The organism is Streptomyces sp. NPDC088746 (genome assembly GCF_044751065.1).
GTDB lineage: Bacteria > Actinomycetota > Actinomycetes > Streptomycetales > Streptomycetaceae > Streptomyces.
Genome location: NZ_JBIVLA010000002.1, coordinates 259798 through 274060, shown reverse-complemented (window position 1 = coordinate 274060; position 14263 = coordinate 259798). Strand labels below are relative to the sequence as shown.

Here is a 14263-nt window from a genome sequence, read left to right as displayed (position 1 = left end):
GGGACCACTTCTTCGAGGGCCCGCCGGGTGACCCGGACGACTCGCGCCCTACCCCCGGCGGCGCTTGGCCGCGATCAGGGCCAGCACGATGACGACGACGGCCACGGCGCCGCCCGTGGCGGTGCCCTTCTTCGAGACGCCGTCCTCCCCGCCGTCCTCGGAGGACGTCCCGCCGCCCCCGCCGTTCGGCGAGGACTCGCCGCCGCCCCCGCCCCCGCCCTCCACCTCGACGCGCACCACTTCGCTCCCCTCCCCCTCGGAGCCGAACATCATCGCCGAGCCGTCCGCCGTGTACGTCACCGACTCGGACTGCCCCTGGAGCGGCACGCTCACCGCGTGGTCGGCGCCGAGCCGGCCGTCCTCGAAGGCGTAGCGGCGGGCGCTGAAGTAGGAGCGCAGCACCAGCTCCTTGCCGTCCGGCGAGAACGCCCCGTCCGTCACCCACGGCACCTCGCCCACGCGCCGGAAGACGTTGGCCCCGCCGGCGGTCAGCTTCTCGGGGCCCTCGTAGAGCCCGCCGCCGCCCTCCCTCTTCGAGGCGATGTAGACCCGCCCGGTCCTGGGGTGGACCATCATCGCCTCGGCGTTGCGTGCCCCGTCCGCGTACGTCACGTCGAACTGCGTCGCCCGCACCGTGGCGTCCGCGAGCCGCTTCGGCTCGGGGAAGCGGTAGATCCAGACGTGGTCCCAGGAGCCGTCGAGGTTGTCACCGATGTCCCCGACGTACAGATTCCCGTCGGGCCCGACGGAGATCGCCTCCACGTCGCGTGGCTCCCCCACGCCCTTCATGGTGATCGTCGCCACGGTCTTCCCGGTCCGGGAGTCGACGGCGTAGACGTACGGCCCGTCGTCGCTGTCGTTGTGCGTCCAGTAGATCCCCGGGTGGATCCGGCTGGCGGCGAGACCGCTGGACTCGGTGATGCGGGAGTCCTCGATCGTGAAGGTCCGGTCCGCCCCGTCCCCGTCGTCCGCGACGGCGGGCACCGTCCCCGTCAGGAACAGGAGGGTGGCGGCGGCGGAGGCGGTCAGCAGCGATCTCATGGCACAAGTGTCCACTGTCACGTCGCAGGCCGGAGCGGTGATCGGCCATGATGTCGCCATGCGTTTTCTCTTCGTCGGCGACTCCATGACCATCGGGCGTTCCGGCGACTTCACCTGGCGCTACCGCATGTGGCAGCACCTCGAGGCGACCCTCGGCCACGGCGGGTACGCGATCACCGGCCCGCGTACGGAGCTGTACGACACCGAGGCGAACGCCCCGCTCTCCCACGCCTACGCCGACCCGGCCTTCCCCACGCCCGCCCGCCGCCACCTGGCCGGCTGGGGCGAGGGCTGGCTCCACATGGCCCCGGCCATCGCGGACACGGTCACGGCGGCCCGCGCCGACGTCCTGCTGGTCTCGCTCGGCCTGATAGACCTCGGCTTCTACACGGACAGCACGCAGACGGCCGCGAACGCCCGGGAGTTCATCGCCGCGGCCCGCACCGCCAACCCGCGGATCAGGCTGGTTCTGCTCCCCGTCATCCCGAACATCCGGGCGGAGTCCGACGCACCGTTCGCCGCCGAGTGCGAGCGCTTCAACACGCTCCTCGCGAAGGCGGTCGCCGACCTGGACACCCCGTCGTCCCCGGTCCTGCTGGCCTCGCACCCCGCGGGCTACGACATCCACACGGACACCTACGACGGCACCCACCCCGGCCCCACCGGCGAGCACAAGCTGGCCGGAGCCTTCGCCGACGCGATGCACCAGGCCTGGGGCGTGGGCGGCCCGTACGCGGGGGCGCTGGCGGCGGCCTGATCCCCCCTGACCCTCACACCCGCGGGCTGGAGCATGAACGCGTGACGAAGAAGAAGCGGGACGGGCGGGCGCCCGGCTGGAGCTGGGAGCGGGGCCGCGTGACCGCCCTGCTCTGCCTCCTGGCGGCCGTCCTTCCGGTCTTCCCCGGCCTGGTCCCCAACACCCCGGGCCGCGTCGGGAGCCTGATGGAGACCTTCCTCCCCTGGCTCGGACTGGCCGTCCCGGTCCTGCTGGTCCCGGCTCTCCTGCGCCGCTCGCTCCTGGCGTCGGCGGCGCTGCTGCTGCCCGTGGCCGCCTGGGCGGTGCTCTTCGGGGGCCTGCTGTTCCCCGGGGACCGGGCACCGGACGGCACGTTCACCGTGGTCCAGCACAACGTCAGCGACGTGAACCCCGACCCGGCCGCCACCGCGCGGGCGTTGGCGGGGACGGGCGCCGACATCGTCGCCCTGGAGGAGCTGACGGCACCGGCCCTGCCCGCGTTCGAGGAGGCCCTGGCCGCGGACTACCCCCACCACGCGACGAAGGGCACGGTCGGCCTCTGGTCGAAGCACCCCCTCAACGGCGTACGCCTGGTGGACATCAGGCCGAAGGACGTCGGCGCGGGCTGGGACCGGGGCCTGCGGGCGACCGCCCGTACACCGCGGGGCGAGGTCGCCGTGTACGTCGCGCACCTGCCCTCGGTCCGGATCGGGGCGACCGGGCTCACCTCCGGGCGGCGGGACGAGAGCGCCGCTCTCCTGGGCGAGGCCATCGCCGCCGAGCCCCTGGACCGGGTGATCCTCCTCGGAGACCTCAACGGCACGCTGGACGACCGAGGCCTGGAGCCGGTCACCTCGCTGATGGACGCTCCGGGCCCCGGCTTCGCGTTCAGCTGGCCCGCGAAACTCCCGGTGGCCCGGATCGACCAGGTCCTCACCCGGTCCGCGACGGTCGCCCGCGTCCGGCCGCTGCCCGCCACCGGCAGCGACCACCTGCCCATAGCGGCGGACATCAGGTTCTGAGCGGTGCACCGGGACGGCCCGGGGTTCAGCCCGCCATCTCGATCCCGAGCATCGCGAGCCCCAGCTTGGTCAGTTCCTCCGACACCTCGTCGGGCCGGGCCCTGCGCGGGCGGCGGGCGTGGTGCGCCATGAGCTCGTGGACCGTGCCCACCATCACCATCACCACGACCCGGTGGTCCCGCTCCTCCACCTCGCCGCGCACAGCGGCACGTTCGGCCTCACCGGTCAGGAAGTCGGTCCACAGGTCGCGCCACCGCTTGCAGTGCGCGTCCACGGCCGGGCTCACGCCGAGCACCTCGACGAACGTCACCCGCGCCTCACGCAGGTCCCGGGTCACCGCCGACACATAGGCGTCGAAGAGCCGCCGGAAGCGCTGCTCCAGCGGGCAGTCGTCCATCCCCTCGGAGAGCAGGGCCACTTCGGACGCCCGCAGTCCGGCTGTCGTGATCTGGTTGTGCAGGGCCATCAACAGGCCCTCCCGGGAGCCGAACTCCTCCCGGAGCACCTCCTCCGACACCCCGGCCGTCGCGCACAGGGCGTAGTCCGACGTCTGCGCGTAGCCGTACACCCCGAACAGCTCCAGGCCGGCGTCGAGGAGCTGCCCACGGGCCCGCGTACGCATACCGTCGACCGTGCCGGTCAGTTGCTCCACCGGGACATCCACCACGGGTCCTCCTTGGTCTGCCGCACATCCGGTGCCCACGACCGCCGTCGAGCGGTCGCGCGGGCCGGAGAGGGCGCGGGCGCCACGGGATGGCGCGTGCGCCATTGTCCTGGTACGTCCGGCCCTACGCCTCCCGCGGCGCGCCGCCACGCCGACAGTCCGCCAGGACCGGTGAGCGCTCGCACGGATGTGCACCAAGGGGTACGCCGCCGAACCGGCCCTCACACGCGCCGGCCGATGTCCACGGTGCGTGTCCCGGACGTGAAGCCGCCGAAGGACTGTTCCCAGCTCTCCCCCGGCCAGTGGTACGTCACGCGGCCCTCGGCCGGACGGTAGTCCGCCGTGTACAGCGTGCCGAGGCCCTCGTCGTAGGCGTACTGGTACAGCGGCGGCTCCAGCATGGCCGCGACGTCCGGCCCCGTCGCGCGGACAGCGGCCAGCCGCTCCTGGGTCCGGGTCACCTGCTCCTGGCCGTCGGGCACCTCCAGATGCTGGTGGTTGGCGGCGCAGGCGTCCGGCGCCACGGTCATCGGGATGTCGGGGCCCACGTAGACGGTCACCGCCCGGTCCGGGTCGGCCAAGGTGACGTTCTGCGGGATCGCGACGGGTATCGGCCGCAGGGTGTCGAGGGCCTCGTCGACGGTCGAGCAGGTCTCCAGCAGGTAGCGCAGCACGATGAGGATGGTCAGGCCCGGCCGGTGGACGAACCGCCCGCCGAAGGTGAGGGACACGGCGAGCCCTGCGTCGTTCATCCCGTCCAGCAACCCCCACCCGGCTTCCTGCGTCCCGATCACGGGGCGCAGGAAGTGCGAGGACACCAGGGTGCCTTCGCACATGTCCGGGCTGAAGTCGTAGTTCCGCAGCAGGGTGCCCGGGGCGCCGTACTGGGTGCAGGACGAGAAGAACGGTCGCATCCCCGCGTGCGTGAGGTAGGTCCCGCTGCCGGGGAAGTCCAGCTGCGCGGCGAGCCGGTCGAGCACCGGGACCAGCTTCGGCAGGTGCGACTCGAACAGCTCCCGCGCCCGCGCGACGCCCTCCGGCGTCAGGCTCTCCGCGCTCAGCCAGTTCTCCGCGGCCGGCGCCCACACCGCCCGAGCATGGGCGGCCCACCGCCCGTCGCTCCCGTCACCGACCTCCAGGGCGTGGAAGGTCATACGTCGCTGAGCCATGCCGATCACTCCTGGGGCAGCCGGGCGGGACGACCGCAACCTAGCGACATGTGCAGGGTGATTCACAGCAGGCGCCACCACCGCGGTGACGCGCCTCCTCAGCACAGGACCTCTCCCTCGGTCGCGGTCCACCTCCACCTGCACACCCCGCCGCCCCGGCGACGTAGGGACGGGATGCCCGGCCAGGAACGTACAAGACAGCGCGAGTTCGGGCACGGCAAGCTGGCCGCGACGCCCGTGGCAACCGCCCAGGGCCGACAGCCTCGCCGAAGGACTCACCATGCCCACGCTCCCCGTCCCCGTCGTCCTCGCCGACAAGCTCGCGCAGATCAGCGAGCTGTGGTCACAGAAGATCGTGGCGGACGTCAACGACTACGAGGTGAAACTCGCCAAGGTGAAGGGCGAGTTCGTCTGGCACACCCATGAGGACACCGACGAACTGTTCCTGGTCGTCACCGGCCGGTTGACCATCCAGCTCCGGGACGGGGACGTCACGCTCGGCCCCGGCGAGCTCTTCGTCGTCCCCCGCGGCGTGGAGCACTGCCCGGTGGCCGAGGAGGAGACCGCCATTCTGCTGCTCGAACCGGCGGGGACGGTCAACACCGGCGACGCGGGCGGTCCCATGACCAAGCAGGCCGAAATCCTCGGCTGAACCCGCCGTCGCGAGGCCTTCGCCTCCCGCCGGCCGTGGCGTCAGAGCCGCTTCAGCACGGCCTGTTTCGCGGCGGCGAACTCGTCGTCGGTGAGGATGCCGGCCTCGCGCAGCTCGCCGAGCTCGCGGAGCCGCCGCAGCAGGACGTCGTGGTCGTCGGCGGACGGGGCGGGCCCGGTTGCCGGGGCGGCTCCGAGCGGGAGGGCGGGGCCGACGGGTGCCGGCATCCGTACGAGCACGGCGGCCGCGACCAGGACCGCGGTGTACTCCCGCTTCGACAGCCCCCACAGATCGAGGGAGTACGGGTCGAACTTGGCGGGCGAGGCCGAGACGGAACCTCCCCGGTCGAAGCGCAGGGAGCCGTTCTCCAGCCCGATGGCGGGCATCCAGCGCACCCCGGTCACCTCCGGCAGCGGAAGGGTGACCGCGCCGCCGGCGGTCTTCGACTCCTCGGCCTTCCAGTTCCAGGTGAGGCGGACCGTCTCCCCGTCGAAGGACGCCGTGCCGTCCCCGCCGCCGCCCGACACCGGCACCGACGGCCCCGGCAGCAGGAAGCGGTCCACCGGCCCGTCGGGCACCTGCTCGACGATCAGGGCGTTGCGTATCTCGTCGACGAGGTACTCCGCCACGCCCGTGCGGTCCTTCTCCACGACGAGCTGATACGGATCGGCGGCGTCCTTCAGCCGGCCGTCCGCGGCCCGCAGGACGGGGCAGGCGCCGGTGCGCAGCCGCAGCCGCAGGCGGCCGCCCTTGCGGTCCGGCTCGAAGGAGACCCCCGCGACCGCCTGCAACGGGACGGCGAGCTCGCCGAGTTCCTGCCGCACCGGGTGCACCTTGCCGCCCGGGACGATGCGCACCGTGTCCCCGTCGAAACTCCACGTGCCGTCGCGCGAGATGATGTCGGCCATACGCCGGATTCTGCCAGGCGCACCCGCGTACGAGACCGGCACAACTCCCCACCCGGACGCGGCTACGCCGTCAGACGGTGTCACGGCCGGCACTCCGGCCGTGGACCAGCGGCAGGAAGACCTCATCGACGATCTCGACGAGGACGTCGTCCGGTACGGCCGGGACACCCCGCGTCATGTACTCGTTGCGCAGCAGCGCCACCGGCGTGGACGCGACCCGGGGGTGCAACGCCCGGGAGGCGGCCTCGCCGCGGGACACCGCCTGGCCGAGCACCGCCGTCCACGCGGCCTCGTAGGCATCGCCGCCGGCCTCGGGATCGCGCAGCTCGGCGAGCAGTCCCGGCGTCCCGCCGGCCGCCGCGATCAGGCCGCGCAGGATCTCCCCGTACGGCGACGACCAGGTGCTGTTGGCGCGCCGCAGCAGCTCCAGGGCGTCGTCCCGCAGCGATCCGGTGTCCGGCACCGTGGTCTCCGCCGCGGTCAGCCGGCGGTACGCGGCGACGCCGAGCGCGACGCGGTGGGGCCAGCGGCGGTAGATCGCGTTCTTGTTCGTGCCCGCCCGCCGGGCCACCTCGTCCATCGTCAGCCCGGCGACACCGGACTCCTCCAGCACCTCGGCCGCCGCCCGGAGGATCGCTTCCTCCAGCACGGCTCCGCGCCGCCGCGGCGCCCCGGCCCGCTTCGGCCCGTCACCGGCTTCCGGCACTGGTCGCCCCCTCTCGTCCCGTACGCCGATATCTACGGCACGGAGCGCGCCCCCACCAAATCCGGGCGGCCGGGAGCCCGACCATAGGGTACTCTCCGTACCCTAAATTCGCCGCGCAGAGAGGGCCCCGCCGTGCGCACCTTCGGAATCAACTTCGACACCGGCTTCACCAGCGCCGGAACCACCACCCGCGAGCCCTTCGACCCGGCCGTCGTCCGCCGCGAGATGGAGATCATCCGCGACGAGCTGCGCTGCGGCGCCGTCCGCGTCACCGGCGGCGACCGCGACCGTCTGGAGACGGCCGCCCGGCTGGCGGCCGAGGCCGGACTCGCCGTCTGGTACTGCCCGTTCACCAACGGCCTCACCCAGGACGAGCTCCTCGGCCTCCTCACCGACAGCGCCGCCCGTGCGGAGAAGCTGCGGCGGGACGGCGCCGTGGTGGTCTTCCTCACCGGGTCGGAGATCTCCCTCTTCACCGAGGGCTTCCTCCCCGGCAACACCACGGCCGACCGGGTGGCGGTCCTCTCCGACCCACAACGGCTGCGGGCCGCCCTCCCGGACCTGTCCGCTCGGATCAACGCCTTCCTCGGCACTGCGGTCACCGCCGTGCGGGCGGAGTTCGGCGGACGCGTCGGGTACGCCTCACTCCCCTTCGAGGGCGTCGACTGGACACCCTTCGACCTGGTCGCCACCGACGCCGGCTACCGCGACGCGGGAAACGCGGACCAACTGGCCGACGGACTACGGGCGCTGACCTCGCACGGCAAGCCTGCGGCGGTCACGGAGTTCGGCTGCGCCCCCTTCCGCGGCGGTGCCGCCCTCGCGAGCCGGGCCGACGAGGTCGTCGAGTGGGACGACTGGGCACGCCCCGCGCGCTTCACCCGACCGGTGGTCCGCGACGAGCAGGAACAGGCCGGTTACGTACGCGAACTCCTCGGCCTCTTCGAGGACTCCGGCATCGAAGCCGCCTTCGTCTACACCTTCGCCCGCTACGACCTGCCCGACGCGGGGACGACCGGGGCGGGGACGACCGGGGCGGGGACCGAGGACCGCGACTTCGACAAGGCGTCCTTCGGTGTGGTCAGGGTCCTCGCCGACGGCCGTACGGGCACCGCGTTCCCCGGCCTCCCGTGGGAGCCGAAGGCGGCCTTCCACGCGCTGGCGGAGTACGGTCGCGGCCGCACGGAAGCGGCGGCCTCCGCCCGCTGAGGTGCCCCCGCGTCAGGCGGCGGAGCGCTCGCCGGGCAGCCTGCGGCGCAGGCGGGCCTGCTGGACGGCCGGAGGGTCGTACGCCATGTCGAGCCTCCCGATGTCGGTGCCGGGAGGCACGATGGCGTCGATCCGGTCGAGGGTCTCGTCGTCCAGCACGGTCTCCGCACCCGCGAGCAGGTCGTCGAGGTGGTCCATGGTGCGCGGGCCGATGATCGCGGAGGTGACGGCGGGGTGGGCGATCGCGAAGGCGGTCGCCATGTGCGTCAGCGACATCCCGGCGTCCTGGGCGACGGGGATCAGCCGCTCGACCGCGTCGAGCCGGCGCTCGTCGACGAGGTGCCCGAAGCCGAAGCCGGCCCGGTGGGTGTCGGCCGTCTCGCCCTTGCGGTAGCGGCCGGTGAGCATGCCGCCCGCGAGAGGACTCCAGACCAGGGCGCCCATCCCGTAACGCTCACAGGCGGGCAGCACCTCGCGCTCGATGCCCCGGTTCAGGATCGAGTACGGCGGCTGCTCGGTGCGGAACCGCTCCAGGCCCCGTCGTTCGGACACCCACTGCGCCTCGACGATGTCCGAGGCGGGGAAGGTGGAGCCGCCGATGTTCCGGACCTTCCCGGCGCGCACGAGATCGGTGAGCGCGGAGAGCGTCTCCTCCACGTCGGTGTCCGGGTCGGGCCTGTGGACCTGGAACAGATCGACGTGGTCGGTGCCCAGGCGGCGCAGCGAGTCCTCCAGCGCGCGGACCAGCCAACGCCGCGAATTGCCCCGCCGGTTGGGGTCGTCCCCCATCGGCAGATGGGCCTTGGTCGCCAGCACGACGTCGTCCCGGCGCCCCTTGAGCGCCTTGCCGACGATCTCCTCGGACTCGCCGTGCGAGTAGAAGTCGGCGGTGTCGACGAAATTGACGCCGGCGTCCAGGGCCTTGTGGATGATCCTGACGGACTCGCCGTGATCGGGATTCCCGACGGCGCCGAACATCATCGTGCCCAGGCAGTACGGACTGACCTTGATCCCGGTCCGGCCCAGCGTGCGGTAGTGCATGAGGAGCTCCTCGTCCCTTGGCCCACACGGGCCGCGGGCATTAGGCTGCGTAAACGGAACAACGTTCAGCATCGACAATACGGAACAGTGTTCCGTATAGCAAGGGGAGCACCGTGCGCGAGGACACGACCCGGGAAGCCGAAGCCGACGCCGGGCAGCCCCCGGCGAAGCGGGTGCGCGCAGACGTGCGGCGCAACACCGACGCCCTGCTCACAGCGGCGGCGGAGGTGTTCCTCACCTCGGGAGTGGACGCGCCCGTACGCCAGATCACCGCGAAGGCGGGCGTGGGAGCCGGCACGCTCTACCGGCACTTCCCGCAGCGCTCCGACCTCATCGCCGCGGTCTTCCGCCACGAGGTCGACGCCTGCGCCGACGCCGCGCCCGCCCTCGCGGCGGAGTACGGACCGGCGGAGGCGCTCACCAGGTGGCTCCAGCGCTTCGCGCTGTTCTTCGCCACGAAGCGCGGGCTCAGCGCCGCCCTGCACTCGGGGGACTCGGCGTACGACAGCCTGCCGTCCTACTTCGAGCAGCGCTTCATGCCCGTACTCGCCACGCTCATCGACGCGGCGGCGAAGGCCGGCGAGATCCGCTCCGACGTGGACCCCGAGGACCTGCTGATCGCCACACGCAACCTGACCCTGCCCGCCACCGAGGACGACAACGACCACACGCGGCGGATGATCGCCCTTCTCGTGGACGGGCTCCGCTACGGGGCGAGGTGAGCCGGGAAACCAGTACGGCCCCCCAGCCCGGTCGTTGGGAGAATAGGGACGCCCGGAACAGCACATAAGGGGCACCCTGTTGTCTCGTTCCTCCCAACGACCTGCCACGCAGCGGAACGGCTCAGCTCCGCCACAGCTTGCTCGTGGCGATCTCCTCCATCTCGGCGAGGGTCAGCGCGGGGTCCTCGCGGGTGGCGGCCTCGTTCTGGTTCGCCGCGTTGAAGGCGGAGATCACCACGCGGAAGCCGTCGGGGCGGATCGTGTCGACCGTCCACATCTTCACGTCGTCACCGCCCTTCTCGCCCGGCCCCTGACGTGTGGTGACCTTCGTACCGTCCGCCAGCACCTTCGCGTCGGGGCCGAAGAGGTCGCCCTCGACGTCGGACATGTCCGGCTGGACGTTGATCTGCACGAAGCTCTTGCCCCGGCCGTCGTCGACCACGACGTACGCGTACTCCGCCTCCTGCCCGCCGGACGCCTTCACCTTCAGGCCGTCGGGAAGCTGCTTGATCAGTCTGCCCAGGATCACGTCGCCGTTCTGACCCTGCGGGGCCGGCTGTTCCAGCGGCGGCTGTTCGGGCGCGGGGAGGGACTCGATGATCGGGCGCCACTCCTCGGCCCGGGCGAGCGCCTTCAGCCGGTCCAGCGACAGCGGCGGGGCGGGACGGCTGATGGGGGCGCCCTTCTCGGCGGCCGCGTTCCATTCGGTCGCGGAGATCCGGTAGCCCTCGGGCGTCAGCAGGTCCGCGGACCAGCGCTTGGTCTCCACGCGCCGGTCCGGGTACTCCCAGCCCTTGAACAGTACGAGGCGCGAGCCGTCCTTCAGCGTCGTGGCGGAGCAGGCCTCGAACACGTTGAGGTTCTTGTCCGGGCAGGAGAGCTCGCCTTCGGACAGCTTCTGGTCGGGGTGCTGCCGGCTCAGGCTCACCGATACGGCGGCCTTCCCGTCGCCGTCGTCGTACACGACGGAGGCGTACGGCGCGTGCAAGTCCTTCTGGTCGCCCTCACCGGTGGTGCCGCGGCCCGCCTGGCCGCTGACCTTCCCGGGCGGCAGCAGCCCTTCGAGGGTCTTGATCACCTGCGGGGCTGTGTAGGAGCCCGACGGCTTCTCGGCCCCGCCGCTCTTCCCCCTCACCTGGGCGCCCACCGCGGCCCCGTCGCCGCCGTCCCGCGAGGTGCCGATGTCCCCGGTGACGTACGAACCGCCGAGCCCGATCACCGCCAGAGCCGCCACACTCCCGGTCACCACGGCGCTGCGGCGCAGCACCGCCCGGCGCCGGCCGCGCGCCACGCCGCCGTCGACGAGCGGCCGCCCCGCGACGGAGAACCCCTCCCCCGCCTGCTTCATCGCCATGCCGAGCCCGCCCTCGAAGGCGTCCCGGTCGTCCTGAGCACCGTTTTCGCGCATGCCGTCCACCACCGTCCCCACACCTGTGGAAAGAGAAAAAGGAAAGAAGTACGAAGAGAGTTCAGTGCGCGGCCAGCTCGCCGATGCTGCCGCCCAGGTGCTCGCGCAGCCGGGCGAGCGCACGGGTGCTGCGGGTGCGCACCGCCGCCGAGCTGACGTGCAGCGCGTCCGCGGTCTCACTGACCGACCGGTCCTCCCAGTAGCGCAGCACGATCACCGCCCGGTCCTTGGGCGGCAGGCCGCGCAGCGCGTCGAGGAGCGTCATCCTCAAGGACGCGTCCTCCGCCGACTCCCCCGCGCGCTCCGGCAGTTCGCCGCTCGGGCGTTCGCCGGCGGACCGGCGCCGCTGGTGCCCGAGATAGCACCGCACGAGCACGGTCTGCGCGTACGCCGCCGGGTTCCCGACCCGCGACGTGCGCCCCCACACCGCGTACATCCGGCCGAGCGTCTCCTGCACGAGATCCTCGGCAAGATGCGTGTCCCCGCTGGTCAGCAGGCATGCCGAACGGAACAGATGGCCCATACGGGCTTCCGCGAACTCACGGAAGGCGCCCTCCTCGGACTGCCTCATCCGCCACCCCCTCTCAGCTACACCCTTTAGATGCGGTGGCCGCCGGGAAATGTTTCACCCGCGAGGCCATGGACCGATGTTCGTACGGGCAGTACCCCGTCGTCCGTCGGATGCCGTGTCAGGCGCGTGGACCGGACCCGGCCGGGGCGAAGGCAAAAGGAGGTGCGTCCGGCAGGGCCGCGTCGCAGGATGGCGGCGTGACCGAGCTGATGAGCGACGCCGTTCCGCCCCGTCCCGTCCTCGACGCCTTCGGGGTGCGGGGGACTCCTGTCCCGCTGGCCGGTGGGCAAGGGCGGAGTGTTCTCGTCGGCGGATACGTGTTCAAGCCGGCCGAGGGCGCCGAGGCGGAGGCCGAGTGGGGCGCTTCGCTGTTCGACGAGCTGGCGACGGGCAGCGGCTTCCGCGTCCCCCGGCCGCTCCGGGCCCCCGACGGCCGGAGCGTCGTGGACGGCTGGACGGCCGGCGCGTTCCTGACCGGTGAGCCCGGTCCGCAGGGGCGTTGGGACGATGTCCTGCGCGCCGGCCGCGCCTTCCACGCCGCGTTGCGGCCGCACCCCAGGCCCGGCTTCCTCGAACGGCGGGCCCATCCCTGGGCGGTGGCCGACCGGGTCGCGTGGGGCGAGCAGGACGTCGAGGTGAGCGAGGACCTCGCGGCGCCGTTCTCGGCCCTGCTGGGGCTGAGGCGTCCTGTGAGCCAGGACGCGGCGCAGCTCGTCCACGGTGATCTGACCGGCAACGTCCTCTTCGCCCCGCACGAACTGCCCGCCGTGATCGACTTCTCGCCGTACTGGCGGCCTCCGTTGTTCGCCGAAGCCGTCGTGATCGTCGATGGTCTGCTGTGGTGGGACCTTCCGAGCGCACTGCTCTCGCCGGGGAACGACCACGCCGACTGGAACCAGCTGCTGATCCGGGCGCTGATCTTCCGGCTCGTCGCGTACAGCGAGCTCGTGAGGCCGTCGGGGCCCGCCGGGCCGGGCGAGCCGGAGCGGTATGCGCGGGCGACCCGTCTGGTGGCGGAAAGGGTGACGGGGCCTCAGCCGTAGCCGAGGCCCCGGGGCGTGCGCATCCGGATCACGCGGCCACGGTGACGGCCTCGATGGCCGGGGCACGCAGGGTCCTGCGCGCGGTTCCGAGGCTCGTGCCGAGGGTGACCACGGTGGCGATGGCCATGATGACCAGCCAGGTGCCCGGGCCCTGGTCCGGCAGGACCTGGTCGGTGCGGACCATCGTGAAGGGGATGATCCCCGCGATTCCCGCGGCCGTGCCCAGGACGAGCCCGGTCAGGGTGAGGAGCACCGCCTCCCAGCCGACCACGCCCAGGACCTGACCGGGTGTGGCTCCGGCGAGGCGCTGCTGGCCGAACTCGCGGCTGCGGTACGAGGTGGCGGCGTACAGGCTGTTGACGAGCATGATGCAGGAGAAGACGACGATGATGCCGACGACGACGAGGTTGAGGGTCTCCACGTTCTTGTCGTCGACCGTCTTGTCCAGGCCGGACGCCGCGACCCAGTCGCTCTCGACGCCCTGGATGTAGAGGGTGGCGGTGGCCATGCCGGTGAAGATGATCATCGGCATGAGCACTCCGGCCAGTTCCGCACCGCGTCGGCGCAGGTTGCGGGCGCTCAGGTAGCCGCCCGCGCCGCCCACCGCCGCGAGGGGGCCTCGCAGCAGATCCAGGAGCCTGCCCAGCAGGGACGGGGCGAGGACGGCGAAGCCGACGGAGAGCAGGATGGCGCCGTAGGCGGGGAACGCCATCAGCATCTCCTCGGTGCTGTCGACGGCGTACGTGGTCAGGATCCCCCCGGTCCCGGCCACCAGTGCGGCGCAGCCGGCCAGGGTGCGGCCCCGGCGGCCGGACGGGCCGCGCGCTCCGGCGGCGGCCTTGGTGGCGCGGCGTACGGCGAGGAACGCGGCGCCGACGGAGGCGAGGACCGCGATGCCGAAGCCCGAGCCGAGGGCCATCGCGCCGAAGGCCGGGTCGACGTCCGCGGCGACCTGGCCGCTGTCCTTGAACAGGCCGACCAGGAGCCGGCCGCCGAGCACGGCGGGCCCGACGGCGAGCGCGGCGCCGACGAGTGCGACGACGGCGGACTCCCCGACGACCATGCGCGTGACCTGGGCGGGAGTTGCCCCGGTGCAGCGCAGCAGGTGGATCTCCTCGGCGCGCTGGCGGACGCTGACGGTGAGGGTGGAAGCGATGGCGAAGAAGACGAGGAGGGAGCCGTATCCGCCGACGACGCTCGCGGAGATGGTCATGGACTCCGCGCTGACGTCGTCGACCCCGGGGGCCGCCGCCGTGTCGTGCAGGGAGCTGAACGTCATGATGATCACGGCGCCGAGGAACGCCGAGAGCAGGGTCGCGAGGAAGCGCCCCGGGCGCTTGCGGACCGAGCGTGTGGCAAGGAACAGCATGG

Annotated in this window: 15 protein-coding genes; 6 read left to right on the top strand and 9 right to left on the bottom strand. The window is 72.4% G+C overall.

Annotated features, from left to right (window positions below; all coding sequences use genetic code 11):
• Positions 1-48: 48 nt before the first annotated feature.
• Positions 49-1041, bottom strand: coding sequence for a WD40 repeat domain-containing protein (locus tag ACIP63_RS08650; protein WP_401512706.1), 993 nt, complete (start codon positions 1039-1041; stop codon positions 49-51).
• Here ACIP63_RS08650 and ACIP63_RS08645 point away from each other — a divergent pair.
• Positions 1040-1798, top strand: coding sequence for a GDSL-type esterase/lipase family protein (locus tag ACIP63_RS08645; protein WP_401512704.1), 759 nt, complete (start codon positions 1040-1042; stop codon positions 1796-1798). The genes ACIP63_RS08650 and ACIP63_RS08645 overlap by 2 nt on opposite strands.
• A gap of 41 nt (positions 1799-1839) precedes the next feature.
• Positions 1840-2799, top strand: a complete 960-nt coding sequence (locus tag ACIP63_RS08640) for an endonuclease/exonuclease/phosphatase family protein (protein ID WP_401512702.1) — start codon at positions 1840-1842, stop codon at positions 2797-2799.
• 25 nt (positions 2800-2824) lie between these two features.
• Here the strand turns inward: ACIP63_RS08640 and ACIP63_RS08635 are convergent, their stop codons facing one another.
• Together ACIP63_RS08635 and ACIP63_RS08630 are read right to left on the bottom strand one after the other, a co-directional pair.
• Positions 2825-3466, bottom strand: a complete 642-nt coding sequence (locus ACIP63_RS08635) for a TetR/AcrR family transcriptional regulator (protein ID WP_401512700.1) — start codon at positions 3464-3466, stop codon at positions 2825-2827.
• A 218-nt stretch (positions 3467-3684) separates the two neighbouring features.
• Complete coding sequence (locus ACIP63_RS08630; RefSeq protein WP_401512698.1) at positions 3685-4632, bottom strand: C45 family autoproteolytic acyltransferase/hydolase; 948 nt, start codon at positions 4630-4632, stop codon at positions 3685-3687.
• A gap of 280 nt (positions 4633-4912) precedes the next feature.
• Between ACIP63_RS08630 and ACIP63_RS08625 the strand changes: the two genes are divergently transcribed.
• Positions 4913-5284 carry a cupin domain-containing protein gene (locus ACIP63_RS08625; protein WP_401512696.1) on the top strand — a complete coding sequence of 124 codons (372 nt, stop codon included), beginning with the start codon at positions 4913-4915 and terminating at the stop codon, positions 5282-5284.
• A 41-nt stretch (positions 5285-5325) separates the two neighbouring features.
• Here ACIP63_RS08625 and ACIP63_RS08620 read toward each other — a convergent pair whose 3' ends face one another.
• On the bottom strand, positions 5326-6192 hold the full coding sequence (locus ACIP63_RS08620; RefSeq protein WP_401512695.1) for a DUF4429 domain-containing protein: 867 nt from the start codon (positions 6190-6192) through the stop codon (positions 5326-5328).
• A 70-nt stretch (positions 6193-6262) separates the two neighbouring features.
• Positions 6263-6898, bottom strand: a complete 636-nt coding sequence (locus ACIP63_RS08615; RefSeq protein WP_401512693.1) for a TetR/AcrR family transcriptional regulator — start codon at positions 6896-6898, stop codon at positions 6263-6265.
• Positions 6899-7030: 132 nt separating this feature from the next.
• Here ACIP63_RS08615 and ACIP63_RS08610 point away from each other — a divergent pair, with 132 nt between their 5' ends.
• Positions 7031-8107, top strand: coding sequence for a hypothetical protein (locus ACIP63_RS08610; RefSeq protein WP_401512691.1), 1077 nt, complete (start codon positions 7031-7033; stop codon positions 8105-8107).
• A gap of 12 nt (positions 8108-8119) precedes the next feature.
• On the opposite strand, the gene ACIP63_RS08605 is transcribed toward ACIP63_RS08610, so the two are convergent.
• Positions 8120-9148 (bottom strand): aldo/keto reductase, encoded by a 1029-nt coding sequence (locus tag ACIP63_RS08605; RefSeq protein WP_401512689.1) that lies wholly within the window; start codon positions 9146-9148, stop codon positions 8120-8122.
• A 113-nt stretch (positions 9149-9261) separates the two neighbouring features.
• On the opposite strand from ACIP63_RS08605, the gene ACIP63_RS08600 reads away from it, so the two are divergent.
• Entirely contained in the window at positions 9262-9870 is a 609-nt protein-coding gene (locus ACIP63_RS08600; RefSeq protein ID WP_401512687.1) for a TetR/AcrR family transcriptional regulator, read from the top strand.
• Positions 9871-9991: 121 nt separating this feature from the next.
• On the opposite strand, the gene ACIP63_RS08595 is transcribed toward ACIP63_RS08600, so the two are convergent.
• Together ACIP63_RS08595 and ACIP63_RS08590 are read right to left on the bottom strand one after the other, a co-directional pair.
• Positions 9992-11278: a hypothetical protein gene (locus ACIP63_RS08595; RefSeq protein ID WP_401512686.1), complete on the bottom strand. Its 1287-nt coding sequence runs from the start codon at positions 11276-11278 to the stop codon at positions 9992-9994.
• Positions 11279-11339: 61 nt separating this feature from the next.
• On the bottom strand, positions 11340-11849 hold the full coding sequence (locus ACIP63_RS08590) for a SigE family RNA polymerase sigma factor (RefSeq protein WP_401512684.1): 510 nt from the start codon (positions 11847-11849) through the stop codon (positions 11340-11342).
• Between the two features lie 197 nt (positions 11850-12046).
• On the opposite strand from ACIP63_RS08590, the gene ACIP63_RS08585 reads away from it, so the two are divergent.
• Complete coding sequence (locus ACIP63_RS08585) at positions 12047-12892, top strand: aminoglycoside phosphotransferase (protein WP_401512682.1); 846 nt, start codon at positions 12047-12049, stop codon at positions 12890-12892.
• Positions 12893-12920: 28 nt separating this feature from the next.
• Here the strand turns inward: ACIP63_RS08585 and ACIP63_RS08580 are convergent, their stop codons facing one another.
• Positions 12921-14261 carry an FtsX-like permease family protein gene (locus ACIP63_RS08580; RefSeq protein WP_401512681.1) on the bottom strand — a complete coding sequence of 447 codons (1341 nt, stop codon included), beginning with the start codon at positions 14259-14261 and terminating at the stop codon, positions 12921-12923.
• Between the last annotated feature and the right edge of the window lie 2 nt (positions 14262-14263).